Below are 26,274 nucleotides of genomic sequence, written 5' to 3' on the forward strand. Positions count from 1 at the left end.
CTCGCAACAGGATGCGGCACTGAGTGCCTTACCGCGAGAGGTAACGGAGTACGGAGATTGATTACAGGTCGGTTTCTGCCCAGTCAAGTGTCGATCAAACGCCCCCTACGCTGCAACTTCCTGGCGTACTATCTCGGTTTTTTGAGCTACCTCACAACCCGCGGCACACATCGGGCTACTAGCCTGTGCGGATGCCTGTGACACAGCTTGAAGTCCCCGACCGCAGAGAGCTTGGTCGATGGGCCCCGTGGCTGGGTCTCACCACCAGTCTCGCTGCCGTGTTCATGCAACTCCTCGACGCCACGATCGTCAACGTCGCGCTGCCGAGCATCGCCGTCGAACTGGGCGCTTCGGTGTCTGCCCAGCTGCTGATGGTGAGCGTGTATACCCTCTCGTTCGCATGTTCGCTGATCACGGCCGCTCGGTTGGGTGATCTGCTCGGCAGGCGCCGGATCTTCCTCACCGCTCTGGCCGTGTTCGTTCTCGCATCCCTGCTCTGCGGGCTGGCACAGACGCCGATGGAATTGGTCCTGTCGCGGGCCGTGCAGGGCCTCGCTGCCGGATCGATGTCTGCCCAGACCTTCGCCATCATCTCGGGCCTGTTTCCCCAACGTGCCCACCCGCGGGTCTTCGGCATCTACGGGGCGACCATCGGGCTTGCGACGATCTCAGGTCCACTCGTCGGGGGCCTTCTCATCCAGTGGGATCTGCTCGGGTGGGGATGGCGCCTCATCTTCTTCGTCAACATCCCGCTCGGCATCGCCGCGCTGGTGCTCGGGTACTTCTATCTCGTCGACGCCAAGGCTGACGGTGTCCGGCGACTCGACGTGGGCGGCGCCGTCCTGTCGGCGGTGGGCCTCTTCCTGCTCATCTTCCCACTGGCGGAGGGACGCGAGCGGGACTGGCCGACCTCGATCGTGGTGATGCTGGCCTGCTCCGTGCCGGTGCTCATCACCTTCGTCGTGTACGAGTGGCGTCTCGGGCGCCGGGGTGGTGACCCGGTGCTGCGGGTGGAACTGTTCGCCGATCGGGCGTTTTCGATCGGCGCCGCCATCGCCTTCGTATTCTTCGGGACACTTACCTCGCTGATTTTCACCATCTCGCTGACGCTCCAGTTCGGCTTCGGATTCTCCCCGTTGCGGGCTGGGGTGATGACGTTGCCGTGGGCGCTGGGTACGGGTATCGCCGCGCTGGCGTCTTCGGTGGTCTACCGGCGAATCGGCAACCTCGTACTTCCGCTGGGCATGCTCCTGTTCGCGGGCTCGCTCGTCGTGCTGGCCGCGCAGTTACAGCACGAGGGAACCGATCCACGGTGGGGGGCCTTGGCAGGTCCGTTGTTCATGGGAGGTGCCGGGCTCGGGTTGTTCGTCGCCCCCCTGCAGACGGCGATCCTCGCCACTGTGCGACCCGACAATGCGGGCTCGGTGTCCGGGTTGCTCCCCACGGTCCAGCAGGTAGGCAGTTCCCTCGGCCTCGCCGTGATCGGGGTGGTGTTCTTCAACCTGGTGGCTACGCAGTCGTCGGAGGCTGTCCAGGCGGAGAGATCTTCCCTCACCGCGGAATTGGTACGAGTCGGTGTGCCGGCGCCCCTCGTTCCGCGGGCCGAGGAGACCTTCGTGCGGTGTGCCACGGACCAGCTCGGATCCACCTCGCCGATGAAGGTGCCTGACGATTGCCGGTCGCTCGGGCCGGGAAGCGCTACGGCCTGGGGTGCTTCGGGGCAGCAGATCGCAGATTCCGCCCTGGTCGCCGCCCGAGAATCCACGCGTGCGGCGGCGGGTGAGGCCTTCCTGCAGGCGGAGCGGCGCATCCTCTGGATCATCTCGGCGGTGGCCGCGGCAATCGGCGTGGCGTCGCTCACCCTTCCGCGGCGGAACCGGCAGGGTGAAGCAGAGTCAGGCGGTACGGCCCGACGTCGCCCACAATTCGGCGATACCGACGCCCACCCGGCCGAGGAGAGTGCGCACGAGGGGTAGACCGATCCCGATCACGCTCGACGGATCGCCGTCGATGCGCTCGACGAACCACCCACCGAGACTGTCGAGTGTGAACGCGCCCGCAACCTGCAGGGGTTCTCCCGTGGCGAGGTACGCCTCGAGGTCGGAGTCCTCAGGGCTCGCGAAGTGAACCACCGTGGCGCTCGACTCGTGGGCGTCGCCGATCACCGAGCCGTTCACCACCCGCAGAACACTGTGGCCGGTAAGCAGGGTCGCGCTACGGCCGGCCATGGACGCCCAGCGAGAGCGCGCAACTTCTACCGACCCGGGTTTGCCCTGCAACTCGCCGTCGAGCAGCAACATGGAGTCGCATCCGACCACCACGAAGTCGGAGAGGCCCTCGCTCGTCAGGCCGGGCAGCACATCCTTGGCCTTGGCGCGGGCCAGTTCGGTGACGACGTGCTCCGGGGACGCCTCGGCACCGAGTGCCGCGATGAGCGCGTCCTCGTCGACGCCGGACACCCGGACGATCGGCTCGACCCCGGCGCTGCGCAGCACAGCGAGCCGCGCCGGGGAGGCCGAGGCAAGTACGAACGCTGTCACAGTTGGCGCCTCACGACGACCGGCAGCGTCACCGTCAACGCGGGGATGCCGACACGTTCGGGAACGCGTACGGCGAGAAGGGCGCCACACTGCGGTGCATACGCGTGGGAGCACCCCAGGACTCCGGTGGCAGATGCGAATCGGGGTCTCCGCTGCCGCTGTTCGCGGCGGCCGTCAACACGATGACCAGGGCCGCGATCTCCTCGTCGGTGGGCGAGCCCTTGATTACCGTCACGAAGGGTTCGGTGGCGGTGGCACCCGGTTCCGCACCCGGCAACAGCGCGGTGTCCGCGTCCGCGAGGGCGGCCTCGGCGGCGGAACCGTTGACCGACGTCCTCTCGGCCGCCGTGTCCGAACCGTTCTCCGTGCGCTCTTCAGTGAAAGCGGTCATAGGGGGATGTTCCCATGCTTCTTGGGCGGGAGGGTGACCATTTTGCGTTCGAGGAGGCGCAGGGCGGCCACGATCTGTCCGCGGGTGTGGGAGGGCGGGATGACGGCGTCGACGTAGCCGCGTTCGGCGGCGACGTAGGGGTTGACGAGGGTGTCTTCGTATTCGCGTTGCAGTTGCAGGCGCAGTGCGTCGACGTCGTCGCCGTTCTTCGCGGCCTCGAGGAGGCGTTTGCGATAGACGAAGCCGACGGCGCCGGAGGCGCCCATGACGGCGATCTGGGCGGTGGGCCAGGCGAGGTTGACGTCGGCGCCCATGTGTTTGGAGCCCATCACGTCGTAGGCGCCGCCGTAGGCCTTGCGGGTGATCACGGTGATCTTCCCGACGGTGGCCTCACCGTAGGCGTAGAGCAGTTTCGCGCCGCGGCGGATGATGCCGTTGAACTCCTGGTCGGTGCCGGGCAGAAAGCCCGGGACGTCGACGAGGGTGATGATCGGGACGTTGAACGCGTCGCAGGTGCGCACGAAGCGGGCGGCTTTTTCGGAGGCGTCGATGTCGAGGCAGCCGGCGAAGACGGTGGGCTGGTTCGCGACGATCCCGACACTGCGGCCGTCGACGCGGCCGAAGCCGACGACGATGTTGCCGGCGCGTTCGGCCTGGACCTCGAGGAATTCGTCGTCGTCGAGGATCCGGCGGATCACCTCGTGCATGTCGTACGGTTGGTTCGCCGAGTCCGGGATCAGGGTGTCGAGTTCGAGGTCCTCGTCGGTGAGGAAGTCTTCGATGGCGCCGGGGATCGGGTCGGTGGGCTGGGTGCGGGGGGCGGCGGCCTGGTTGTTGCTGGGTAGATAGGACAGCAGGTCCTTGACGTAGTCCAATGCGTCTTGTTCGCCGGAGGCGACGTAGTGGGCGACGCCGGATTTGACCATGTGGGTGTGCGCGCCGCCGAGGTCTTCCATGGTGACGTCTTCGCCGGTGACGGTTTTGATCACGTCGGGGCCGGTGACGAACATCTGGGAGGTTTTATCGACCATCACGACGAAGTCGGTGAGGGCGGGGGAGTAGACGTGGCCGCCGGCGGCGGGGCCCATGATCAGCGAGATCTGGGGGATCACGCCGGAGGCCTGGACGTTGCGGTGGAAGATTTCGCCGTACAACCCGAGGGAGACGACGCCTTCCTGGATGCGGGCGCCGGCGCCTTCGTTGATGCCGATCAGGGGCGGCCGGTCTTGAGGGCGAGGTCCATGACCTTGACGATTTTTTCGCCGTAGATTTCGCCGAGGGAGCCGCCGAAGACGGTGGCGTCCTGGGAGAAGACGCACACGTCGCGGCCGTCGATGGTGCCGTAGCCGGTGACGACGCCGTCGCCGACGGGGCGGTTGTCGGCGAGGCCGAAGTTCACGCTGCGGTGGCGGGCGAGGGCGTCGAGTTCGACGAAGCTGCCGTCGTCCAACAATGCGGTGATGCGTTCGCGGGCGGTGAGCTTGCCCTTGGCGTGGACCTTCTCGACCGCTGCTTCACCGCTGGGGTGCTGCGCCTCGGCCTGACGATTACGCAGGTCGGCGAGCTTTCCCGCGGTCGTGTGAATATCGGGCGTGCTCGCCGACTCCGGCGCGCTCGGCTCCTGAACAGTGGTCATGACAGGTCAGCTTAACGAGAGTGGCGGGGCCGTGGCCAAGGGAGGTGGGCGTCCGAACCCGGCTACTGACCAGTACATTTTCGGGCCCACCATAGGCTGGAGATATGTGGACTGATCTGAACCGACCCCCGCTCGACGCCGACGCACTGCGTAAAGCCCTCGTCCGCGGCGACGGCGAAGGATCCGCCGGCGGCGATCCGCGCGCGTTCTGGTCGCGGCTGGACGTCGTGCAGGAGACCGGTTCTACCAACGCGGACCTCCTTGCGCGGGCTGCCCACGAGGACTGTGACCGGCACGTCCTGCTGGCCGAATTTCAGGGGAGCGGGCGTGGGCGCCACTCGCGCGCCTGGGTCAGCCCTCCCCAGGCGCAGATCGCCGTCTCCGCGCTGCTGACGATGCCCGGGATGAGCGTCGGCGACATGGGCTGGCTGCCGTTGCTGACCGGAGTTGCGGTGGTCGACGCGGTCCGCGCCGTCGCGAAGGTGCCCGCCGAGTTGAAGTGGCCGAACGACGTGCTGATCGACGGCCGCAAGGTGGCCGGAATTCTTGCCGAAGTGGCCACCACGACGCCTGATCCGGCGGTCGTCGTCGGAATCGGGATCAACGTCACTTTGGCCCGGGACGAGCTGCCTGTTCCACACGCGACGTCGTTGTTGCTCGAAGGCGCGGAGGTCACCGACCGGAACACGCTCGTGCGGGCGGTGCTGCGCGCCATCGCGGATCGGTGGCAGCAATGGCACGACACGAACTGGGACGTCACCGATCTCGCGGACGCCTACCGTGCCCGATGCGGCACACTCGGTCAGCGGGTGCGCGCCGAATTGCCCGGCGGCACCGAACTTCTCGGGATCGCGACGGACATCGACACCGAAGGGCGGGTGGTGATCGCGCCGGAGGGCCGAGCCGACACGGTAGCGGTCTCCGCCGGCGACATTACACATTTGCGTCCGGTGCGCAAGGAGTGATGCCACACTGTGGTACATGAGTACCTCGACTCCCGAATCGGCCGACCTCACCGTTCGGCGCACAATGACCGGTCTCACCGTGGTACTCGGACTGCTGACACTGGGTCTCGGGGTCGCGATGCTGGTATGGCCGGACGTCACGCTCACCGTGGTCGCCGTCCTCATCGCCATCCAGTTCTTCGGTTTCGGTCTGGTTCAGATCATCCGGGCGTTTGCCGACGTCGACGCCGGCGGGGCCGCTCGAACGCTCGTCGGCGTATCCGGTGCGCTCGCAATACTTCTGGCGTTCCTCGTGCTGCGGAGCCCCCTCCAGACGGTGGTGATCATCGCCCTCGTCGTCGGTGCGTGGTGGGTGTTCCGTGGCGTGCTCGAGATTGTCGAGGGCGCGTCGGGAACTGCGGCGGACCGTGGCCTGAGCATCGTGCTCGGCGTCATCAGTGTCGTGGCCGGAGCGATCGTGCTGCTGCAACCCGAACTCTCGCTCGAGGTATTCGTCATCGTCGTCGGAGTATGGATGGTGCTGTACGGCATCATCATCGTCATCACCCCGATCGTGCTGAGCCGTATGCGGTGAGGGCAGACTCTTCCGTATGGGATACCCCGAGGATGCCCTCGCCGACGACGAGGAACTCTTACTCCATCGTCATCCGCACTGGAAGATGTTGCTGCTGCCTGCCGTCACCCTGGTAGCGGCAACGGCTGTTGCCGGATTCGCGCTCGGCTTCGCCGGGAACAAACTCGACGGGTCGTCGCTGAACGTCGCAATGATCGTGGTGATCGCGCTCTGGCTTGCGGTCGTGACCTGGCGATGCCTGGCGCCGTTCCTCAGCTGGAAGTCCACACACTTCATCGCCACCGACCGTCGGGTACTCATCCGGCACGGCGTGCTGACCCACACAGGCATCGACATTCCGATGGGACGAATCAGCAACGTCCAGTTCCGGCACGGCCTGCTCGACCGGATGCTGCGTACCGGCACACTGGTCATCGTCTCGTCCTCCGACGACCCCCTCGAGTTCGACGACATTCCCGACGTACAGCGTGTCCACTCGCTCCTGTACCACCAGGTGTTCGACGCGATGGATCTGCACCGTGGTCGCGAGCGCGAAGACCCTCGCGGGGACGTCGATCCCGGCAAAGGCTGATAACCGGTCACAGCTGTTCGCGCATCTCCGTACCCTGTGTAGGTGACCGCCGTATTGCTTGCCGAAGATGACGAAGCCATTGCCGCCCCGCTGTCGCGGGCACTGGGTCGGGAGGGATACGACGTCACCATCGAGCACACGGGGCCGGCGGCGTTGGAACAGGCGCTCGATGGTGCGTACGACCTGTTGATCCTCGACCTCGGATTACCGGGAATGGACGGTCTCGAGGTCTGCCGGCAAGTCCGCGCCCACAGTTCGGACCTGGCGGTGCTCATGCTCACCGCCCGCACCGACGAAGTGGATTTCGTCGTCGGTCTCGACGCCGGCGCCGATGACTATGTCGGCAAACCGTTTCGGCTGGCGGAGCTGATGGCGCGGGTCCGTGCCCTCCTGCGTCGCCGCGGCGGCGGCGAGGATTCCGTCGTCGAGGTCGGGGGCATCCGTCTCGAACCTGCCGCCCGGCGAGTAATGGTGAACGGCGCCGAAATCGCGCTGGCCAACAAGGAGTACGAGCTGCTTCGGGTCCTGCTCGAGCATGCGGGACAGGTGGTCTCGCGCGACACCATCCTCGCGGAGGTGTGGGGCGACGTCGAACTGCGAGGGTCCAAGACGCTGGACATGCACATGTCGTGGCTGCGCCGAAAGATCGGTGACGAGGGGCCCGCCGCCGAACGTCGGATCGCGACGGTCCGCGGCGTCGGTTTCCGGATCAACACCGACTAGGCCGGTTCGTGCGCCGCAGAATTCTCCAGTCGATCCTCGCTGTCGTCATCCTCACGGCGTTACTGCTCGGTGTCCCGCTGATCTACACCGCCTGGTTGTGGGTGGAGGACTTCACCCGCAGTGACCTCCAAATCCGCCTCGACCGGATGGCGACGGAAATCATCGCTCAAGAAGGTGCGGACGGTGTGGTGGAGGGGGTCCTCGACATCGATTCGCTGCGTCTTCTGACCCCGTCGGACGGCCGGTTGGTGGTGGTATATCCGACCCCCGACGACGGCGCCGCCCGCGTCGATATCGGGGAACCCGTCGTCCCCTCACCGCTGGTCGAGTCTCTGGCGATGGGCACGTCCGGTTCCCTGCGCCTCGAGGTGCCGTCCGACGAGATGCGCACTCAGCAACGCCAGGCGGTGGGCGCCGTGGCGCTGCTGGTCCTGGTGTCGGTCGCAGCCGGAACCGTGGTCGCGGTCGTCACGGCCAACCGGCTCGCCGACCCGCTGCGGGACGTGGCCGGCCGCGCTGCCCGTCTCGCCGAGGGCGATTTTCGCCCGGACAGTCGTCGCCACGGCATTCCCGAACTGGACAGGGTGTCCGATGTCCTCGATTCCGCCACCGTCGAGATCGCCGGCAGGCTGCAGCGTGAGCACGCCCTCGTCGCCGATGTGTCCCACCAGTTGCGCAGCCGCCTGACCGCTGTGCGCCTGCGCCTCGACGAACTGTCGGAGCACTCCGACCCCGCCGTCGTGGTCGAAGCGGACGAGGCGATGGCGCAGGTGGACCGCCTCACCGTCGCGATCGACGAACTGGTGCGCTCCTCGCGCAACAGCGGTACCGAAAACCACGTTTCCGTGATCCGGGAACTCGGCGTCGTCATCGCCGACTGGAAACGGCCTTTCGAGGATGCCTCCCGCGACCTGGTGCTGCGCGGTGATGCCACGGTGATGGCGTCGACCACGGGCTCACGGCTGCGTGAGGCCGTCGCGGTGCTCGTCGACAATGCCCTCATGCACGGCGCCGGTACCTGCACTGTCGCGGTGCGGCTGATTCACGGGCAGACGCTCAGGGCGGCGGGTCCGGATGCTTCCATCCGCGAAGCGACGGTGTGCGTGGAGGTCTCCGACGAAGGCGACGGGGTGAGCAACGACCTCGCGCCGCATATCTTCGACCGCGGGTTCTCCGGGGCCGGATCCACCGGAGTCGGGCTCGCGCTGGCCAGGGCGCTGATAGAGGCCGACGGGGGCCGGCTCGAGTTGCAGCGGCGCCGGCCGGCGTTGTTCGCGATCTTCGTCCCGGTCGCGCGGGAGCACGTGCCGACCCGGGTGGCCGGGATCAGGGAGCCACGGTAGGAGCGCGCCCTCGGCTCAAGCGTGGCCGATTTCTTCCTCGGCGGCCTCGTCGACCAGATCTGGATCGATGCGGACGGTCTGTTCCGGGAAGGCGAACCGGCGCAGCGCCCAGAACCGGAAGACCATCTGCAGAAGATTCCCGATGATGTAGTTGAGCACGAAGTCGACGATCACCAGAGTGGTGAGATTTTCCTGGTTGGCACGGATATCGAAGACGTTGTTGGCGGTCCACAAGGGTGCAGCGGCGATGAGAACTCCGATGCCGCTGATGGTGAAGAACAGCAACGCCTCGTGGTGGCGCTCGCGTCCACCGCGATTCTTGAAGGACCATTCGCGGTTGAGGATGTAGCTCAGCACTGTCGCCAGGACGCCGGAAAGAACCTTCGCGACGACCGGCTTCTCTTCCAGGATCGTGAGGCTGAGCGAGTAGAAGATGGCCAGGTCGAACACCATGGTGGTGCCGCCGACGATGGCGAACTTGATCAGCTCGTGATGCCGCAACGCGAGAGCCCGGAAAGGCTGGGGTACGCGTGCGAGGACACCATCGACGAATGACACAACGGAGAAGTTTACGAAAGCAGGACGCAATACCACTAACTGGCGGTGAAATCATCAGGAGAATCACAGAAACTGACGTGCTGCCACCTCGGCGCGGGGACCCGGCACCGGACGTGACAAACTTATGACCCGTGACCGGCAACTCTGACTCCTCACCGCGTCCCACGACACCCCGCGATCTGCACGCCGGGCAACCCGTCGTGACGATGATCGGCGGTGGCCAACTCGCGCGGATGACGCACCAGGCCGCGATTGCGCTCGGCCAGACGCTGCGCGTGCTCTCGGGTGCGCTCGACGAACCTGCCGCGCAGGTGAGCCCCGACGTCGTTCTCGGCAGCCACACCGACCTCAACGCGCTGCGTGAGGCGGCAGTCGGTTCGCATGCGCTGACCTTCGACCACGAGCACGTCCCGACCGAGCACCTCGACGTCCTCGTCGCCGAGGGTGTCAATGTGCAGCCGCCGCCGCAGGCTCTGGTGTATGCGCAGGACAAGCTGGCGATGCGGCGCAAGCTCGGCGAGCTCGGTGCGCCCGTCCCGGCCTTCGCCGAAGTGACGTGGGCCGAGGACGTCGTGAAGTTCGGCGCGCAGCACGGATGGCCGCTGGTGATCAAGGCCGTCCGCGGCGGATACGACGGCCGGGGTGTCTGGATCACTGACGATTCGGACGAAGCCGAGCGCATCGTCACACAGCAACTCGACAACGGTGTCGCCCTCCTCGTGGAGGAGAAGGTCGACATGCGCCGCGAGCTGTCGGCGATGGTGGCACGGTCACCGTTCGGCCAGGGGGCCACGTGGCCGGTCGTGGAAACCGTTCAGCGGCACGGCCAGTGCGCCGTCGTCCTGGCTCCGGCTCCGCAGCTGCCCCAGTCACTCGCTGCAGCGGCAGAGGGACTGGCGTTGCGGCTCGCCTCCGAACTCGGTGTGGTGGGCGCCATGGCGGTAGAGTTCTTCGAAACCTCCGACGGCACCCTCATGGTCAACGAACTGGCGATGCGCCCGCACAACTCGGGCCACTGGACCATGGACGGCGCCCGCACCTCGCAGTTCGAGCAGCATCTGCGTGCCGTCCTCGACTATCCCCTCGGTGATACCGCGCCGATCGCGCCGCTCACCGTCATGGCGAACGTCCTCGGGGCGCCCACCGCTCCGGAGATGAGCATGGACGAACGGGTCCACCACCTGTTTGCGCGGATGCCCGACGCCAAGGTGCACCTCTACGGCAAGGGCGAACGCAAGGACCGCAAGATCGGCCACGTCAACATCGTGGGCGGCCCCGGGTCCGTCGACGACCCCGAGTACGTGGCCGCGGTGCGCGAGCGGGCCGAGCGGGCGGCGCATTGGCTTTCACACGCGGAATGGACCGACGGATGGGATGTACACGGTGAGTGAATCGGCAGCACAGCAGGGCGCGCAGGTCGGGCTCATCATGGGCAGCGACTCCGACTGGCCCACCATGGAAGCCGCCGCCGAGGCCCTCGCGGAGTTCGGTGTCCGGTTCGAGGTCGGTGTGGTCTCCGCCCACCGCACACCGCAGCGGATGCTCGATTACGCGAAGTCCGCCGCCGGTCGCGGCATCAAGGTGATCATCGCCGGTGCCGGCGGCGCGGCCCATCTGCCCGGCATGGTCGCCTCGGCAACCCCACTGCCCGTCATCGGTGTGCCGGTTCCGTTGAAGTACCTCGACGGCATGGATTCCCTGCTCTCGATCGTGCAGATGCCTGCGGGCGTTCCCGTTGCGACGGTCTCCATCGGGGGGGCCCGTAATGCGGGTCTGCTCGCCGTCCGCATCCTCGGTGCCGCCGACCCCACCCTGCAACGGCAGATGGCCGCGTTCCAGGACGGGCTCGAATCGATGGTGCTCGACAAGGACAAAGCCCTGCGCGAGAAGCTCCTCGGCTGAGTTCGTACTGAGCCGCCACTATGTGGTTCTGGGTGGCCGAAGCGGCCTTCGATGGGCAAGGAGTGGCGGCTGAGTGCACTGTCAGCGCCGACTGCGCCGGCGCCGGCGCCGACGCACCGCAGTGACGATCTCGTCGGCGATCACATCGGGATGCGCCAGGACGTCGTAGGCCGCGAAGCGGAGCACCACCCACCCCTCCCGGACAAGCCAATTTGACGCCGTCGGTCGTTCCGGAACACCTTCGGATCGCTGTGGAATTCGCGGCCGTCGACCTCGACGACGATCCGCGCCTGCTCATCGACGAAATCACCCGAGTACGGACCGATCGGGTGGTTGGCCCCGGGCGGACAACCGCGGAGGCTGAGCTCTCTACCGAGTACCCGCTCGGGTTCCGACGCGGCGCGGAGGGCCGCATGGCGTAGAAGTAGCCGTGCTGCGGGTGCGCCGTGCCGACCGCGGTGGGTGACGCAGAGGTCCCGGAATTCGTCGGGATCGACGCTTCGGTTGAGTTCGGCGTCGACAAGCGACGCGACGTCGCGCTCTGGCATGACGACGGCGCAGTCGAAGAGCGCTTGAGCAGACGAGACCACAGGGAGCAGCGACACCATCGATACCGACGGTGTAGGGAGGTCGCGGCGGTACAGCCGTAACCAGTCCGGGGGCGTCACCCGGAGCGCCCTGGGGATCGTCGCCTCGAATACCACTGGCTCGGGTAACCACCCGTACAGCCAGGCTGCTGTGCGGTGACTCAGGACCCCGTCCCGGCGCCACTCGGACACCGCGGCGCACCGGATATACGTGTCGGGTTCGACGATGGGTCACTCCTGCGCGCGAACTGGGACTTCCGGTTGGTCTGTGGATGGGCGTGATGTTGTGGATGAAGCTCGCCGCAAGCACCTATCCTCCACGGATGAGACGCAGTCGTGGGATCGCGGTCATCCGTGCGTCACGGGGGAATGCACAGTCGGCGGCGATCACCAGCTTGGCGTTGGTGTATGGGCGGGCGTGGGGTGGACGGATTGCCTTCGACGAAGAGTTCGGCATCTTCGTGTGCAGCGACATGAGGGGCGGCTTCGCGCGTGGGGGCACCACCATCGGTGGCGCGTTCCTCACGGGCCGGATGCCGGCGCGACCGCTACTGCGACACGAGTCGGTGCATGCCGACCAGTGGGCGAGCTACGGGTGGACCTTCGCGCTGCGGTACCTGTTCGAGGAGTTACGCCACCCCGGGAGGCGCAACAGATTCGAGATCGCCGCGGGACTGGCGGACGGTGGCTATCGCGTCAGCTGACGCGTGATTTTCTCGGTATCGATCCGCCGCGCGTGAGCCGACGGGTCGGCGTTGGCCACCTGCACCAGCGACGCGCCGGCCGTGAAGACGGCGATCAGCCCGGCGATCAGTGCATCGGGCGAATTCCAATCGGCATCGGACGACACCCGATCCGTCGACGTGATTCCCTGCGCTTCGGCCGACGCTCGTGCGGCCTCGAGAACGTCGTCCACGCCGGCCCCGGCGAGCGCCGGTCCGGCAACGGTCGGCCGGAACTGGTCGCCGTGGACGCGGACGGAGGTGGCGTAGTCGGTAATGCCGACCGGGAGATCGGGGACGGGGCGTCCGAATGCGTCGAGAGAAAGCACCGCGACCTCAGGTACGTCGTCGACGTCGTCGAGACGGTCCACCGAGACAAGTGCGACTTCCGCCCGCTCGTCGGGCTCGAGGACGACCTCGGCCCCGGCCCACCAGGCACCGAGGAGAACTGCGGCGGTCTGCCAGTGCGCGGGCAGCAGCACGCACACCCGTGCTCCCGGTTCGAGGGCGAACTCGTCCCGCAGCAGATTGGCGGTCTTCGCCGCCCAGTTGGTCAGGGTGAGCGCGGAGAGTTCGACCCGTTCGCCGGTGGCGTCGTCGTAGAACGTCACTCGTGGGCCCGCCGGGTCGCTCGCCAGGATGGGGTCGAGAAGGGCGTCGGTCAGCGTGCGGGAGGCATGGTTCATGGACACAGTTCGTTTCTCGTTCTCTAGTTCACGCAGCGCGGGCCGGAGGAGCCGGCGTCGATGGGCGGGCCGGACGGTGCCGGAGTGGGCGAGGTGCCTGCCGCGGAGGACGTGCCGGCGGTCTCGGTCGTTCCGCTCGTGGCGGTGGTCTCCGCGGAGGTCGGGCCGTTGTAGTCGTCGGACAGCACCACGCGAACCGAGCCTTCGGGCAGAGACGAATCGGTGTCGGTGGGCAGCCCCCCGAGTGCCGATGCAACCGCCTTGGCGCTGTCGTCGTCCGCGGAGTGGGCGAAGACCGTGGTGGAACTCACCGAGGTGCCGGTGTAGTTACCCACCTCACCCTGTACGTAGCCCAGCGCGGTGAGCGCATCGGAGACACCGGTGGCGAGGCCCCCGATGTCGCTGGCGTTCGCGACATCCACGGTGACAGTGGACGCGTCGATGTTCGGTGTGGTGGTGGACGTGTCGTCCGAGTCGCTCGGTTCTTCACCGACGAGACCTGCCACATACTTCTTCACGGCCTTCGGATCGACCTCGACGATGGACTCGCCGTAGTCGGTCATGCCGTTGAGATCGGCCACCGGAATGGTGTCGAATTGCACCTTGCCACCGGCAAGATCCTGGAGTTGGGTGGCGAATTCGATGATGTCCCAGTCGTCGTCGAGGACGACGGAACGCTGGACCGCAGCGCTCAGTTCGTTCAGCTTGCCCGGATCGCTGAGAGTTTTCGCGGACAGAACCTTGCCGACGAGCGACGCCATGAACACCTGCTGGCGCACGATGCGGTCGAGGTCTCCACGGGGAAGGTCGTGGCGTTGCCGGACGAAGCTCAACGCGTCGGCGCCCTTCAGCGACTGCTCACCAGCGGGGAAATGTGCCCCGGACATGTCCTCGTCCACCGGCTCGTTGAGGCACACGTCGACGCCGCCCACCGCGTTGGTCAGGAGGACGAATCCGAGCAACCCGACCTCGGCGTAGTGGTCGACGGTGATGCCGGTCAAATCCGCGACCGATTTGATGAGTGCCTCCCGGCCGGACTCCGTCGACTGCTCCTCGGCCTCTTCATCGGTCGCGCCGCCCTCGACGAGCTTCAACCGCTCCGTTTCCTTGGTGGCGCCGTATGCCGCATTGATCTTGGATTTGCCGATTCCCGGAACGTTGACGTAGGAGTCGCGGGGGATGGAAATGGCGGTGGCGGAACTGCCGTCGTTCGGGACGCGGATCAGGACGATGGTGTCGGTATTGGACGCCACCTCCTCGCCGGCCCGCAGTGAATCTAGTTCCTCCTGGGACAACGGGTTGCCGTGCGCATCTGTGCGGCTGTCCGTACCCACCATGAGGATGTCGACGGCGCCGTCGGCGCTTCCGCCGAGTCCGAGACCGCCCGCCGTCGCCAGATTGTTCCGCAACGAATCGATGCTCCGCCACGCGAAGCCCGTGACGACGAGTGCGAGCACCGACAGCACGGCCGCCGCGATGTGGACGGGATGCTGGCGCGTCCTCGGGGGGTCGCCCGGAACGGGTTGCTCGTGTGACACGCAAACCAGGCTACTGGTCGGCGCGTTCGGAGTCGGGACGCGGCGATCGGCGTGCCAGACTGACCGCGTGACGGAAATGCTGGTGACCGGTGCCCGGGGACAACTGGGCAGACACCTTGTCCGATGCGCGGAGGCGGCAGGAATCGCGGTGCGCGGCGTGGGATCGGACGAACTCGACATCACCGACCGCGGCGCCGTGGACGCGCAGGTGGAGAGCGGATCGGTCGTGATCAACTGTGCTGCGTACACCGCAGTGGACGCCGCCGAATCCGACGAGGCGACGGCACTCGCCGTCAACGAGCGAGGCCCGGCGAATCTCGCGGCGGCGTGTGCCCGTGCGGGTGCGCGGCTGGTGCACATCTCCACCGACTACGTGTTCGCCGGCCAGGCGGACACGCCGTACGAGGTGGATTCTCCGACCGGGCCGGCGACAGCGTATGGGCGCACCAAACTGGCGGGTGAGCGCGCTGTACACGCAGCGCTTCCCACCGCCCACGTCGTGCGGACCGCATGGGTCTACAGCGGTGCGGGTGCCGATTTCGTGGCCACCATGCTCCGCCTCGAACGTGAGCGCGACACGATCGACGTGGTGAACGATCAGGTGGGTTCGCCCACCTTCGCCGGGGACCTCGCGGCTGCCCTCCTGGAACTGGTACTCCGCACCGATGTCACGGTCCCGGTGCTGCATGCCACCAACGCAGGGAAGGCCAGCTGGTACGACCTCGCCCGGGCGGTTTTCGAGGAGGCAGGGGCCGACCCGGAGCGGGTTCGCCCATGCTCGAGTACGCAGTTCGTGCGCCCCGCCCCGCGCCCGGCGTTCTCTGTTCTGTCACAGAACGCCTGGGTAGGCGCAGGGCTCACACCTATGCGGCCGTGGCGTGACGCCTTGCGCGCAGCGCTGACAACGGTCGTGTGAGGCGGAGCGCGCCGGAACGGCTACGCTTGCCCGCGTGAGTTCGAAGCTGGCCGTGGTGACGGTGACCTATTCGCCAGGCGAGCATCTGGAGCATTTCCTGGACACTCTCGCCGAGGCGACGAAAGAAGAGCCGCAGGTCGTGATGGCCGACAACGGTTCGACGGACGGCGCTCCCGAGGCTGCGGACAAGGCGTACGACCATGTGCGTCTGTTACGCACCGGCGGGAACATCGGTTACGGCGGTGCCGTCAACCGGGCTGTGGCGGAGATCGACGAAGAGATCGAGTTCGTCGTCGTGGCCAATCCGGATGTTCGGTGGGCGCCCGGATCGATCGACGTTCTTCTCGCGGCTGCGGAGCGGTGGCCACGGGCGGGAGCCCTCGGTCCCCTCGTGCTCGAACCCGACGGAAGCGTGTATCCCTCGGCGCGCCAGGTGCCCGACCTGGTGTCGGGGGCAGGGCACGCGGTATTGGGCACGGTGTGGCCGTCCAATCCCTGGACCGCCGGTTACCGCCAGGAGAACGAGTCACTCAGCGAGCGCGCGGTCGGCTGGTTGTCCGGTTCATGCCTGCTGATGCGCCGGGCGGCATTCGATTCGATCAACGGTTTCGACTCCCGCTACTTCATGTACATGGAGGATGTCGATCTCGGTGACCGGCTGGGCAAGGCGGGGTGGCTCAACGTCTACGTCCCGTCCGCCGAGGTCACGCACGCCAAGGGGCATGCAGCCGGGAAGCATCCAGAGTTGATGTTGCCCGCCCATCACCAAAGTGCCTATCGCTTCCAGGCAGACCGGCACCCGCATTGGTGGCAGGCGCCGTTGCGGTGGGCCCTCCGGGGAGGATTGGCGGTGCGGTCGAGGTTGGCGGTGGCCGCGGCAGTGCGCGAACGACACAAGAATGACCAACGAGGGGGCGACGTCCGATGACAGGTGAACAGAAGACCGATGCAGTGGTGCTGGTGGGGGGCAAGGGCACTCGGCTTCGCCCGCTGACCTTGTCGGCGCCCAAGCCGATGCTGCCGACGGCAGGTCTGCCGTTCCTCACCCACCTGCTCGCGCGTATCGCGGCGGCGGGAATCAACCACGTCGTCCTGGGCACGTCCTTCAAAGCGGAGGTGTTCGAAGAATACTTCGGTGACGGGTCGAAGCTGGGTCTCGAGATCGACTACGTCACGGAGACCGAGCCGCTCGGAACCGGTGGCGGCATCCGCAACGTGCTCCCGAAACTGCGCGGTGAGAACACCATGGTGTTCAACGGTGACGTGCTCGGTGGCACCGACCTCGGCGGGATCCTCGACACACACCGAACCACCGAAGCCGACGTCACACTGCACCTCGTGCGGGTGGGCGATCCGCGGGCGTTCGGTTGCGTTCCCACCGACGCAGACGGACGCGTCACGGCGTTCCTCGAGAAGACTCAGGACCCGCCGACAGACCAGATCAACGCTGGCTGCTACGTGTTCAAGCGCGACATCATCGAACAGATCCCGTCGGGACGGCCGGTGTCGGTGGAGCGCGAGGTCTTCCCGGCTCTGCTGGCGGACGGCGCCCGAGTTTACGGGCACGTGGACTCGTCGTACTGGCGTGACATGGGCACTCCGGAGGACTTCGTCCGCGGCTCGGCGGACCTCGTCCGGGGCATTGCCCCCTCGCCGGCACTCGACGGGCCCCGCGGCGAATCCCTGGTTCACCCAGGAGCGGGTGTCGCCCCGGGTGCCTTGCTGATCGGCGGCACCGTGGTCGGCCGAGGGGCCGAGGTCGGGGCGGGTGCACGCCTCGACGGCGCCGTGCTGTTCGACGGTGCGGTCGTCGAGGCAGGGGCGACCGTGGAACGGTCCATCATCGGTTTCGGTGCGCGCATCGGTCCGCGGGCTCTGGTCCGCGATGCGGTGATCGGCGATGGAGCCGACATCGGTGCCCGGTGTGAGCTGTTGCGTGGGGCGCGGGTGTGGCCGGGTGTGACGCTTCCCGACGGCGGAGTGCGGTTCAGCACCGACGTGTGAAAGGCGTAGGCACACAGGATTACTGCGCCGCCTGGCGCAGGTAGTCCTGTTCAGCGCAGCCCGGCGAGATGGACCAGGTGGTCGATCGTCGACTTCTCCGCGGCGGGCGGCAGCGCGTCCACCGGCCACCAGCGCAGGTCTGTGGATTCGGAACTGCGCACGATGTGTGCGTCGGGCCGGGCCCGTACGAGGAAGCGCAGATCGAGATGCCGGGTCGGCTGTCCCAGTGAACAGGTGATGGGATGTGTGTGCGCCGAAAGCAATTCGGGGTCGATCCGTAGATCCGGAATACCCGACTCTTCGCAGGCCTCGCGCAGGGCCGCGTCGACGACGGTCTCGTCGGTGGCCTCGCAGTGCCCGCCCAACTGGATCCACCGGCCGACACGGGGATGCAATGTGAGGAGGACGTGGCATCCGCCTTCGTCCAGCACCAGCGACGACGCCGTGATGTGACCCGGGGCGTACTCGCGGAGACAGCCGAGGGGTGCGGAACCGAGGAACGCAAGCATGGTGTGGCGTAGCGATTCGTCGTTCTCGCTCCCTGTTTTCCAGGACTCGAGAACCTCGGTCGCAGACCGGTGCAGAGATTCGGCGCTCATGTCGCGGCGATCACCGTTCGAGAAGGGCGTCGGCGGGGTCGGGGACATCTCGCGGCGCGAGCGGCTCCAGGGGATGGCCGATCGCGACGGCACCGAGAGGCTGCCAGTCGGCGGGCAATTCCAGGACGCTGCGCACGACGTCGGCGGCGAAAATTGTCGAGCCGATCCAGCAACTGCCGATCCCCTTGACGGCCAAGGAGACGAGCAATCCCTGCACAGCCGCGCCGACGGCCACGGTGAACATCGTGGATTCGGCCGTTTGCCTGCGCGCGTCGGGATAGCTGTGGGCGCCGTCGGGAACACAGAAGGGGATGACGACCTCGGGGGCGTCGAACAGAATGTTCCCCCGCGCCACCCGGGCTTCGACGGCCGCCGCGTCCATGCCGTCGGAGGTGAGGTCGGCCCGCCACTGATCCCGCATGCGGGACAACAGTTCGTCCCGGATCGCGCGGGTCCGGATCCAGACGAACCTGACCGGGCGAGTGTGGTGCGGCGCAGGAGCGGTGAGCGCTTCTGAGATCGATGCGCGAACGGCGTCGGCGTCGACAGGCTCGTCGGAGAACTGCCGGATCGAGCGCCGCAGCAGAAGGGCCTCGGATCGGCCCTGAGCCAGCGATTCGGCGGTGCCGAGCCAGAACAAGTCTTCCGGTCCGCGCCGGATCAGATCCGCCCCGCGGGATCCGTCGTCGCCGACGTCGAGGCCACGCACGACAGCGACGGGCACGCCGCCGAGCTTTCCCTTCACGAGATCGCCTGCTGCGGCGATCTCGTCGGCAATCGCCACTTCGGTGACGATCAGCTCGTTGCCCTGGCCGTCGCGGGCCCCGGCATACGCGTGCAGGACGGGAAGACCGGCCGCACCGATCGCGGCATCGATCTGACCATTACGCCACGCCCGTCCCATCGTGTCGGTGACGACGACAGCGACGGTGACACCGAGGGCGGCCTTGATCGCGTCCCGGAAACCACGAGCGCTGCGGTCCGGATCCTCGGGCAGAAGAGCGAGTTCGGACCCCTCGACGTTCGAACCGTCGATCCCCGAGGCTGCTTGGACGATCCCGAGGCGATTCTCGGTGATCAGTGTGCGTCCCTTCCGGGCGACGATGCGGACGGCTTCCTGTTCGACGAGGCGCCGCCGGGCTGCGTCTCGTTCGTCGGGATCGGTGGGGGAGGCGACGATGCGGCCCTCCACCTTGGAGAACACCTTGCTGGTGACCACCAGCACGTCGCCGTCGCGAAGCCACGATGCCGCCGCAACCACGGCGGCGGCGAGATTGTCGCCGGGGCGGAACTCGGGCAGACCGAGGACCGGCAGGATTTCGAGCGGGCCGCCCGGTGCGTGATCGTTCACAGCGGCACCCCTGCCACGTCCAGAGCGGCCCGGACCATTGCCGCGGTCGCGTCGGGGTCGGTCATGATCAACGGCACACTCCGGACCTCGACCCCAGGTAGGTCGGCGGTGTCGGTGTCGTGGACCAGCCAGCCGTCAAGAATTCCTGTCCCGCTGCGCGCCCCGTAGAAGCGTCCGATCGCCTCCGCCGACGTCTCGACCCCGATGACGTCCAGGCATTCGTCCGCCATGCCGCGCAACGGCTTTCCGCCGATGATCGGGGAGACGCCGACCACCTTCGCGGCGGCCGTGCGCAAGGCCCCGCGAATACCCGGGACGGCGAGGATCGCCCCGATGCTGACCACCGGATTCGACGGGGCGAGCAGGACGATGTCCGCGGACTCGATCGCCTCCACCACTCCGGGGGCAGGCTTCGCCTGCTCGGCGCCGATGTGCGCGAAACTGTGTGTCGGGACCTGGGCGCGGTGCCGGACCCACCATTCCTGGAAGTGGATTGCGCGCTGCTCACCGTCTTCCGGATCCGTGATGACGACATGCGTCTCACTGCGGTCGTCGGTGACCGGCAACAGGGCGACACCCGGCTGCCAGCGATTGCACAGGGCCTCGGTCACAGCCGACAACGGGTACCCCGTGCGCAGCATCTGGCTGCGAATCAGGTGTGTGGCGATGTCGCGGTCGCCCAGACCGAACCAATCGGGTTTGGCACCGTACGCCGCAAGTTCCTCCTTGGCGTTCCAGGTCTCTCCCGCATGACCCCATCCACGCTCGGTGTCGATGCCGCCGCCGAGGGTGTACATGCAGGTGTCCAGGTCGGGGCAGATGCGCAGGCCGTGCATCCACACGTCGTCACCGACATTGACGACAGCGGTGATCCGAGGGGTGGGAGAGTCGTCCTCCTGCGCCCCGTCGGTGCCGAGGAGTCTGCGTACGCCTTGCAGGAATCGAGCCCCACCGACTCCGCCAACCAATACAGTCACGTTCACGAAGCAAAGCCTAGGCGGTGCTCCGAGGGAGGCGATCGGCCGCTTCCCCCCGCGATTTCGAGCGCGAAATAGTAATGGACATTTTGGGCTTAGCTTGACCGCGACACGCTGGGCGTGTCTAATCACAAATATGTCATTCCGACGTTGTGGGCGTGGAATCGCTTGCAGCGGGGATCAATTCGAACGGTTGTTCGAACGGATGGCAGGGGTGTTCGGTTCGGGGTACGTGAACGATCGAAATTTTCTGCGCTATCACAGGTGAGGAGGCGGAGCGATGCCCAATGAGCAGGTCGAGTCGGAGACTCGCTGGAGCACAGTAAGCGACGAACCGCAGACCAATTCCGAAGCAGGCGCAGCAGACGGCGTCTGTGTTCAAGAAGTCTGTGTGCAAGAAGACAAAGTAAGTGAGGATCCGGTGCGACAACTCGTCGCGCAGGAGATCGAGACGACGGGCACTCGCCCGGCGTTGAGCGTGGTGACGGGTTTCGACCATCTTTTCGAGACCATCGAGGATCAGTGGCAGGAACGCGCGCTGTGCGCGCAGACCGATCCTGAGGCCTTCTTCCCGGAAAAGGGCGGCTCCACGCGGGAAGCGAAGCGAATCTGCTTGGGCTGTGAGGTCAAGGACGAGTGCCTGGACTACGCGTTGGCCAACGACGAGCGGTTCGGCATCTGGGGTGGCCTGTCGGAGCGCGAGCGCCGTCGGCTCAAGCGGGGGATCGTCTAGTCAGTCCTCCTCGCCCGGCAAATCGGGGTCGATGATCTCTGGTTCGACGCCGAGGTAGGTGCTCACCTGCTGTACGAGCACGTCGTGCACCAGGTCTGTCAAATCGTCCGGGTCTTTAGCACGCTGTTCGAGCGGACGGCGGAACAGGACGACCCGCGCGCGGGTAGCGGTGCCGTGCCGGTCGATGCCTGCGGGTATCAGCCGCGACAGCGGCACCGGTCCGTCCGCCACGACCTCCGGCGGCCAGTTCACCGAATCCGGATCGAGCGCATGAATTTTCGGGACCTCGTCCACGGCGATGTCCAGCTTTGTGAGGCGCTCACGCCACTGTGCGTCGATCGGCGCAAACGCTTCGAGCACCACGAGATCGAATTTCTCCGCCCGACTGCGCCGTGCGGGCGCGTCGGGCGGGAACACCGACCCGCGAATTCCGCGTCCCCGACGGTCGACTGATCGGGTGGTCACCGGACGCCTGCGTCGTGCTCTGGACATGGACTGGACATTACGACAGCCGCACACTCTCGGTGTGTCCGAGTAGGTGCCGGGCCTCCGTGGGCTAGGCTCCCTAGCTGTGAGATCTCTGCGTCGATGCTGCCGCCCCGGGTGCAAGAACCCCGCTGTCGCGACGCTCACGTACGTCTATTCGGATTCCACCGCTGTCGTGGGTCCTCTGGCCACCGTCGACGAGCCTCATTCCTGGGATCTGTGCGACACCCACGCTTCGCGGATCACCGCACCGAAGGGATGGGAACTGGTCCGGTACGAGGGCGGATTCTCCTCGAGCACGCCGGACGAGGATGATCTGACCGCGTTGGCGGAGGCCGTGCGCGAGGCTGGGTTGGGCGAGCGCGGGCGTTCCGAACGAGCCGCCTCCGCCGAGGAACGTGCCGACACCGGCATGCACACTCCACCGGTCCGAACCGGTCGCCGTGGTCACCTGCGGGTTCTTCCCGACCCGGCCAACTGACTTCCCGCTCGTCCGTCCTTGGCGTGAGCGCCGTCTCGCGGTTGCCGGGACGTGCCCGCGCCGGGCAGGCATTAGGCTGGCGCCAGCACTGGTGCTCGTAAAGGAGAAAACAGAAGTGGCGCGATCAGCCGAGTCCGTACATGCCGTGATCAAGGCTTACGACGTGCGTGGTGTGGTCGGTGAACTCATCGATGCCGCGTTCGTTCAGGATGTCGGCGGCGCCTTCGCGCGACTCGTGCGCGACGACGGGGCGAAAAAGGTGGTCGTCGGCCACGATATGCGGGCATCCTCCCCGGACCTCGTGAAAGCGTTCGCCCACGGTGTCACCGCGCAGGGTGTCGACGTGGTTCTCATCGGCCTGGCGTCGACCGACCAGTTGTATTTCGCGTCGGGGTTGTTCGACTGCCCGGGTGCGATGTTCACTGCGAGCCACAATCCCGCCGAGTACAACGGGATCAAACTCTGCCGTGCCGGAGCCAAGCCGGTCGGTCAGGAGACCGGCCTGGCGACGATCGCCGCCGAGGTAATCGAGGGAGTTCCCGAGTTCGACGGAGCGCCCGGCGCGGTGACGGACGAGGACGTACTCGAGCGGTACGCGAGCTTCGTCCGCGGCCTGGTCAATCTCGCCGACATGCGACCTTTGAAGGTCGCGGTCGACGCGGGGAACGGGATGGGCGGGCACACTGTGCCTGCCGTGCTCGAGCCAATGCCGGTGACCTTGGAACCGCTGTTCTTCGAACTCGACGGCACATTCCCGAACCACGAGGCGAATCCGCTCGACCCCGCCAATCTGGTCGATCTACAGGAGCATGTGCGGAAGACGGGTGCCGACATCGGTCTGGCATTCGACGGTGACGCCGACCGCTGCTTCGTCGTGGACGAGCTGGGAAATCCCGTTTCGCCGTCGGCGGTGACGGCCCTCGTCGCCGAGCGGGAGCTGGCAAAGGAGCCCGGCGCCACCATCATCCACAACCTCATCACGTCGCGGGCGGTCCCGGAACTGGTCACCGAGCTGGGCGGGTCGCCGGTGCGCACAAGGGTCGGCCATTCCTTCATCAAGCAACAGATGGCGGAAACCGGTGCGGTCTTCGGTGGTGAGCACTCCGCGCACTATTACTTCCGCTCGTTCTGGGGCGCCGACTCGGGGATGCTGGCGGGACTGCACGTACTCGCTGCGCTGGGGGAGCAGGAGCGTCCGTTGTCCGAGCTGATGGCCAAGTACGAGCGGTACGCGGCCTCCGGGGAAATCAACTCCACCGTCGCCGACGCTGCGGAGCGCACCGCTGCAGTCGTGTCTGCGTTCGCCGATCGCACCACGGGTGTCGACCGGCTCGATGGCGTGACCGTCGATCTGGCCGGCCGCGCCTGGTTCAATTTGCGGGCGTCCAATACCGAACCGCTGCTACGGCTCAACGTGGAAGCGCCCACGGCGGAAGACGTAGACGCACTCGTTACCGAGATACTGGGCATCGTCCGATCCTGACTGCCATAGTTGGAATAACAGGTTTTGCACGCACACAAGTTTCGATGAGGCTTGTTCCGAGAAAAGAGAAAGGGGGTGCGGTGTCATGACAGCGCCGACGCCCCTGTTGGATCTCGACGACGGCGACGCACTGGTTGCCGCGGACACCGTGGGAGTCCTTCGGTCCGCGGCGATGGGCGGCGCCCAGATCCGGGCCACCAGAGCCGCCGTTGAGGAGGGGGTTCTCGAACGCCTGCACGGTCTTCGGCCGCGCAGTGTGGTGGTGGTGACCGGCTCGGGACGGGCAAGCCGTGGCGCGGCGATCCTCACGGCGGTCCTCGCCGAACGGATCGGGTTTCCCCTCGTGCGTGCCGCCAGTACGCCGGTATGGGTCGGACCCCTCGACGTGGTCGTGGTGGCCGGCGACGACGCCGGTGATCCTCGACTCGTGCAGGCCATCGATGCGGCGGTGCGCCGGGGCGCCGAGGTGGTGGTGGCTGCACCCGATGAGGGGCCTCTGCAGGCGGCCGCGGCGGGGCGCGTGCTGATGTTCGCGCCCAGGGTTCGGGCTCTGACCCGTCATGGTCTGCTGCGGTACTTCGCGGTCCTCCTCGCGGTCCTGCGCGTGGTGGGATCCGAGCGGTGGGGCGACGAGGTGCCCGATCTCGCGCAGCTCGCCGACGCCGTCGACAGCGAAGCCCTCCGCGATCGACCGACGAGCGAGGTATTCCACAATCCGGCGAAGTCTCTCGCCTCGCGGATGCAGGGACGACGGGTCGTTCTCACGGGCGACACGGAAAGCGCGATGGAACTGGCGCGTCACGGCGCCGAGGCGCTACTGCATGCGGGCCGGGTGGCAACCGCGTCCGAACTGTCGGACGTCCTGAGTGCGGCGAACACCTTCCGTGCGCCGGCGGCCGTTCCCGATTCGATCTTCCACGATCCGGAACTCGACGGCCCGCCCTCCGCCAGTCCTGTCCGCACCTTTGTCTTCTCGGCCGAGGCCGAGCTGATGCTGACCGAACGCAAGACCGCGGTGCTGGGGGACGCCGACATCGTCGTCGCAGCTTCCGACGAGGGCCCCTCGCCGTCGCAACGGTCGGAACTCGAGCAGGCAGCGGTCCTCGTAGGGCGGCTCGACATGACTGCCGCATACCTGCAGCTGATCGGCGGTATCTAGTGCACCGACTCGAAGGTGCGCTCCGATCCTATGCATGGGGATCGCGCACCGCTATCGCTGAGCTGCGCGGACTGCCCGTTCCGACGGCACATCCGGAGGCGGAACTGTGGCTCGGTGCTCATCCGGCGGATCCCGCACGCGTCGTCACCGACGAAGGGGAGCGGTCGCTCCTGGACCTGGTGCGCACCGAGCCGGAGCGCCAACTCGGTCGCCGCAGCGTCGACACCTTCGGCGAACGCCTTCCGTTCCTCCTCAAACTGCTTGCCGCCGAGGAACCGCTGTCGCTGCAGGCGCACCCGAGTGCGGAACAGGCCCGCGAAGGTTTCGCGCGCGAGAACGAGCTGGGCATCCCGCTCGGATCCTCGATCCGCAACTACAAGGACGACAGCCACAAACCGGAGCTCGTGGTCGCGCTGAGCCGGTTCGATGCTCTGGCCGGTTTCCGGGATCCGAAGCGGACGGTGGAGCTGCTCGACGCGATCGCGGTGCCCGAACTCCAGCCCTACGCGGGGCTCATTGCGGGGCAACCCGACTCGGACGGGTTGCGTGCCCTGTTCACCACCTGGATCACTCTGCCCCAGCCCGTCCTCAGTGCGCTGATGCCGCGTGTGCTCGACGGGTGCGTCGAGTATCTGTCAGGAGCCAAGGACGGTGACTTCGTTGCCGAGGTCCGAACCGCACTCGAGTTGAGTGAGGTGTATCCCGGTGATGCGGGCGTCCTCGCCGCTCTCCTGCTGAACAGGGTCACCCTCGAGCCTGGGCAGGCGCTCTATCTCGACGCGGGGAATCTCCACGCGTACCTGCACGGGATGGCTGTGGAGATCATGGCGAACTCCGACAACGTTCTCCGCGGTGGACTCACTCCCAAGCACGTCGACGTTCCCGAACTCCTCCGGGTGCTCGACTTCGATTCCGTCGACATCCCTGTCCTCGAGGCCGAGGAGTTGCCCGGCAGCGCCGAGCGCATGTACGTCTCGCCCGCTCCCGAATTCTGTTTGACGAGGATCGATCTGGCGTCGAACGGTGCTGTCGAACATCGCTTCCGGACGGAAGGTCCGCAGATTCTGCTCTGCACCGCGGGTTCGGTTCAGGTGGCGTGCGGTAGCGAGCGCCTCGATGTGGAACAGGGCAGTGCAGTCTGGATCGCCGCGGAGGACCCCGACGTGTCGGTGACCGCGACATCGGACCGGGTCCAGCTGTTCAATGCGAGAGTCGGCGCACCCATCGCGTAGCCTGTGAGCCGCCTTTGCGGACCGAGGTCCGGGTGCGACGAGAGGTTCCGGCGGCCGTGCCATCTACCTCGAAGCCGACCTGTTCCGGGCCGCCGAAGCATAGGCTGAACCGCAACT

The 26,274-nt window shown here is 66.8% G+C and carries 27 protein-coding genes and 1 pseudogene; 17 read left to right on the top strand and 11 right to left on the bottom strand.

The features are described 5' to 3' along the window. The first annotated feature begins 191 nt into the window (after positions 1-191). Positions 192-1,976: an MFS transporter gene (locus HYG77_RS27840; RefSeq protein WP_208961245.1), complete on the top strand. Its 1,785-nt coding sequence runs from the start codon at positions 192-194 to the stop codon at positions 1,974-1,976. Here HYG77_RS27840 and HYG77_RS27845 read toward each other — a convergent pair. The 3 genes and pseudogenes from HYG77_RS27845 to HYG77_RS27855 form a co-directional block, all read right to left on the bottom strand. Next, positions 1,896-2,540, bottom strand: coding sequence for a nucleoside triphosphate pyrophosphatase (locus HYG77_RS27845; RefSeq protein WP_109331321.1), 645 nt, complete (start codon positions 2,538-2,540; stop codon positions 1,896-1,898). The two genes, HYG77_RS27840 and HYG77_RS27845, sit on opposite strands and share 81 nt — an antisense overlap. A 34-nt stretch (positions 2,541-2,574) precedes the next feature. Next, the gene (locus HYG77_RS27850) at positions 2,575-2,931 is read right to left on the bottom strand and encodes an acyl-CoA carboxylase subunit epsilon (protein ID WP_109331319.1); all 357 of its coding nucleotides are present in this window, start codon (positions 2,929-2,931) and stop codon (positions 2,575-2,577) included. Next, positions 2,928-4,567: pseudogene (locus tag HYG77_RS27855) on the bottom strand (acyl-CoA carboxylase subunit beta). Before HYG77_RS27855 ends, HYG77_RS27850 begins: the two are co-directional and overlap by 4 nt. 104 nt (positions 4,568-4,671) lie before the next feature. On the opposite strand from HYG77_RS27855, the gene HYG77_RS27860 reads away from it, so the two are divergent. The 5 genes from HYG77_RS27860 to HYG77_RS27880 are packed head-to-tail and all read left to right on the top strand — an operon-like array spanning position 4,672 to position 8,743. After that, positions 4,672-5,532 carry a biotin--[acetyl-CoA-carboxylase] ligase gene (locus tag HYG77_RS27860; protein ID WP_109331313.1) on the top strand — a complete coding sequence of 287 codons (861 nt, stop codon included), beginning with the start codon at positions 4,672-4,674 and terminating at the stop codon, positions 5,530-5,532. 16 nt (positions 5,533-5,548) lie between these two features. Next, positions 5,549-6,106, top strand: coding sequence for a DUF308 domain-containing protein (locus HYG77_RS27865; RefSeq protein WP_208961246.1), 558 nt, complete (start codon positions 5,549-5,551; stop codon positions 6,104-6,106). Positions 6,107-6,122: 16 nt separating this feature from the next. After that, the gene (locus tag HYG77_RS27870) at positions 6,123-6,677 is read left to right on the top strand and encodes a PH domain-containing protein (RefSeq protein WP_208961247.1); all 555 of its coding nucleotides are present in this window, start codon (positions 6,123-6,125) and stop codon (positions 6,675-6,677) included. 42 nt (positions 6,678-6,719) lie between these two features. Next, the gene (locus HYG77_RS27875; protein WP_109331309.1) at positions 6,720-7,400 is read left to right on the top strand and encodes a response regulator transcription factor; all 681 of its coding nucleotides are present in this window, start codon (positions 6,720-6,722) and stop codon (positions 7,398-7,400) included. A gap of 8 nt (positions 7,401-7,408) precedes the next feature. Next, complete coding sequence (locus HYG77_RS27880) at positions 7,409-8,743, top strand: HAMP domain-containing sensor histidine kinase (protein WP_109331308.1); 1,335 nt, start codon at positions 7,409-7,411, stop codon at positions 8,741-8,743. Between the two features lie 15 nt (positions 8,744-8,758). On the opposite strand, the gene HYG77_RS27885 is transcribed toward HYG77_RS27880, so the two are convergent. Further along, entirely contained in the window at positions 8,759-9,301 is a 543-nt protein-coding gene (locus HYG77_RS27885) for a GtrA family protein (RefSeq protein ID WP_109331307.1), read from the bottom strand. A 131-nt stretch (positions 9,302-9,432) separates the two neighbouring features. Here HYG77_RS27885 and HYG77_RS27890 point away from each other — a divergent pair, with 131 nt between their 5' ends. Both HYG77_RS27890 and purE read left to right on the top strand, forming a co-directional pair. Further along, the gene (locus HYG77_RS27890) at positions 9,433-10,692 is read left to right on the top strand and encodes a 5-(carboxyamino)imidazole ribonucleotide synthase (protein ID WP_208961248.1); all 1,260 of its coding nucleotides are present in this window, start codon (positions 9,433-9,435) and stop codon (positions 10,690-10,692) included. Further along, positions 10,676-11,203, top strand: coding sequence for a 5-(carboxyamino)imidazole ribonucleotide mutase (purE, locus tag HYG77_RS27895; protein WP_109331293.1), 528 nt, complete (start codon positions 10,676-10,678; stop codon positions 11,201-11,203). The genes HYG77_RS27890 and purE overlap by 17 nt, the downstream gene beginning before the upstream one ends. A 140-nt stretch (positions 11,204-11,343) precedes the next feature. On the opposite strand, the gene HYG77_RS27900 is transcribed toward purE, so the two are convergent. Further along, entirely contained in the window at positions 11,344-11,982 is a 639-nt protein-coding gene (locus HYG77_RS27900; RefSeq protein ID WP_244373284.1) for an endonuclease domain-containing protein, read from the bottom strand. A gap of 131 nt (positions 11,983-12,113) precedes the next feature. On the opposite strand from HYG77_RS27900, the gene HYG77_RS27905 reads away from it, so the two are divergent. Beyond that, positions 12,114-12,494, top strand: a complete 381-nt coding sequence (locus tag HYG77_RS27905) for a hypothetical protein (RefSeq protein WP_208961249.1) — start codon at positions 12,114-12,116, stop codon at positions 12,492-12,494. Here HYG77_RS27905 and HYG77_RS27910 read toward each other — a convergent pair. Both HYG77_RS27910 and HYG77_RS27915 read right to left on the bottom strand, forming a co-directional pair. Continuing rightward, entirely contained in the window at positions 12,479-13,198 is a 720-nt protein-coding gene (locus tag HYG77_RS27910) for a TIGR03089 family protein (RefSeq protein ID WP_109331290.1), read from the bottom strand. The two genes, HYG77_RS27905 and HYG77_RS27910, sit on opposite strands and share 16 nt — an antisense overlap. 23 nt (positions 13,199-13,221) lie before the next feature. Continuing rightward, a complete protein-coding gene (locus HYG77_RS27915; protein WP_109335207.1) occupies positions 13,222-14,676 on the bottom strand; it encodes an LCP family protein in 1,455 nt (484 codons plus the stop codon). Between the two features lie 127 nt (positions 14,677-14,803). On the opposite strand from HYG77_RS27915, the gene rfbD reads away from it, so the two are divergent. The 3 genes from rfbD to HYG77_RS27930 are packed head-to-tail and all read left to right on the top strand — an operon-like array spanning position 14,804 to position 17,656. Then, on the top strand, positions 14,804-15,652 hold the full coding sequence (gene rfbD, locus HYG77_RS27920; protein ID WP_109331289.1) for a dTDP-4-dehydrorhamnose reductase: 849 nt from the start codon (positions 14,804-14,806) through the stop codon (positions 15,650-15,652). Positions 15,653-15,686: 34 nt separating this feature from the next. After that, positions 15,687-16,580: a glycosyltransferase family 2 protein gene (locus HYG77_RS27925; RefSeq protein ID WP_109331288.1), complete on the top strand. Its 894-nt coding sequence runs from the start codon at positions 15,687-15,689 to the stop codon at positions 16,578-16,580. Beyond that, a complete protein-coding gene (locus HYG77_RS27930) occupies positions 16,577-17,656 on the top strand; it encodes an NDP-sugar synthase (RefSeq protein ID WP_208961250.1) in 1,080 nt (359 codons plus the stop codon). Before HYG77_RS27925 ends, HYG77_RS27930 begins: the two co-directional genes overlap by 4 nt. A gap of 50 nt (positions 17,657-17,706) precedes the next feature. On the opposite strand, the gene HYG77_RS27935 is transcribed toward HYG77_RS27930, so the two are convergent. From HYG77_RS27935 to cofD, 3 genes are read right to left on the bottom strand one after another with little or no spacing between them, the layout of a single operon-like run. Continuing rightward, positions 17,707-18,255: an NUDIX domain-containing protein gene (locus HYG77_RS27935; RefSeq protein ID WP_109335206.1), complete on the bottom strand. Its 549-nt coding sequence runs from the start codon at positions 18,253-18,255 to the stop codon at positions 17,707-17,709. A gap of 10 nt (positions 18,256-18,265) precedes the next feature. Beyond that, a complete protein-coding gene (locus HYG77_RS27940) occupies positions 18,266-19,606 on the bottom strand; it encodes a coenzyme F420-0:L-glutamate ligase (RefSeq protein WP_208961251.1) in 1,341 nt (446 codons plus the stop codon). Further along, positions 19,603-20,589 carry a 2-phospho-L-lactate transferase gene (cofD, locus tag HYG77_RS27945; RefSeq protein WP_208961252.1) on the bottom strand — a complete coding sequence of 329 codons (987 nt, stop codon included), beginning with the start codon at positions 20,587-20,589 and terminating at the stop codon, positions 19,603-19,605. Before cofD ends, HYG77_RS27940 begins: the two co-directional genes overlap by 4 nt. Positions 20,590-21,055: 466 nt before the next feature. On the opposite strand from cofD, the gene HYG77_RS27950 reads away from it, so the two are divergent. Continuing rightward, positions 21,056-21,316 carry a WhiB family transcriptional regulator gene (locus HYG77_RS27950; RefSeq protein WP_201453656.1) on the top strand — a complete coding sequence of 87 codons (261 nt, stop codon included), beginning with the start codon at positions 21,056-21,058 and terminating at the stop codon, positions 21,314-21,316. On the opposite strand, the gene HYG77_RS27955 is transcribed toward HYG77_RS27950, so the two are convergent. Beyond that, complete coding sequence (locus HYG77_RS27955; RefSeq protein ID WP_201453459.1) at positions 21,317-21,808, bottom strand: metallopeptidase family protein; 492 nt, start codon at positions 21,806-21,808, stop codon at positions 21,317-21,319. Between the two features lie 79 nt (positions 21,809-21,887). Here HYG77_RS27955 and HYG77_RS27960 point away from each other — a divergent pair, with 79 nt between their 5' ends. From HYG77_RS27960 to manA, 4 genes are all read left to right on the top strand, one after another. Beyond that, positions 21,888-22,283 carry a DUF3499 domain-containing protein gene (locus HYG77_RS27960; RefSeq protein WP_109331273.1) on the top strand — a complete coding sequence of 132 codons (396 nt, stop codon included), beginning with the start codon at positions 21,888-21,890 and terminating at the stop codon, positions 22,281-22,283. 115 nt (positions 22,284-22,398) lie between these two features. After that, positions 22,399-23,766 carry a phosphomannomutase/phosphoglucomutase gene (locus tag HYG77_RS27965; RefSeq protein ID WP_208961253.1) on the top strand — a complete coding sequence of 456 codons (1,368 nt, stop codon included), beginning with the start codon at positions 22,399-22,401 and terminating at the stop codon, positions 23,764-23,766. 85 nt (positions 23,767-23,851) lie between these two features. Beyond that, on the top strand, positions 23,852-24,925 hold the full coding sequence (locus tag HYG77_RS27970) for a tobH protein (RefSeq protein WP_109331271.1): 1,074 nt from the start codon (positions 23,852-23,854) through the stop codon (positions 24,923-24,925). Next, on the top strand, positions 24,925-26,157 hold the full coding sequence (gene manA, locus HYG77_RS27975) for a mannose-6-phosphate isomerase, class I (protein ID WP_208961254.1): 1,233 nt from the start codon (positions 24,925-24,927) through the stop codon (positions 26,155-26,157). The genes HYG77_RS27970 and manA overlap by 1 nt, the downstream gene beginning before the upstream one ends. The last annotated feature ends 117 nt before the right edge of the window (positions 26,158-26,274 follow it).

Source organism: Rhodococcus sp. ZPP (assembly GCF_017656075.1).
GTDB classification, from domain to species: Bacteria; Actinomycetota; Actinomycetes; order Mycobacteriales; family Mycobacteriaceae; genus Rhodococcus_F; species Rhodococcus_F oxybenzonivorans.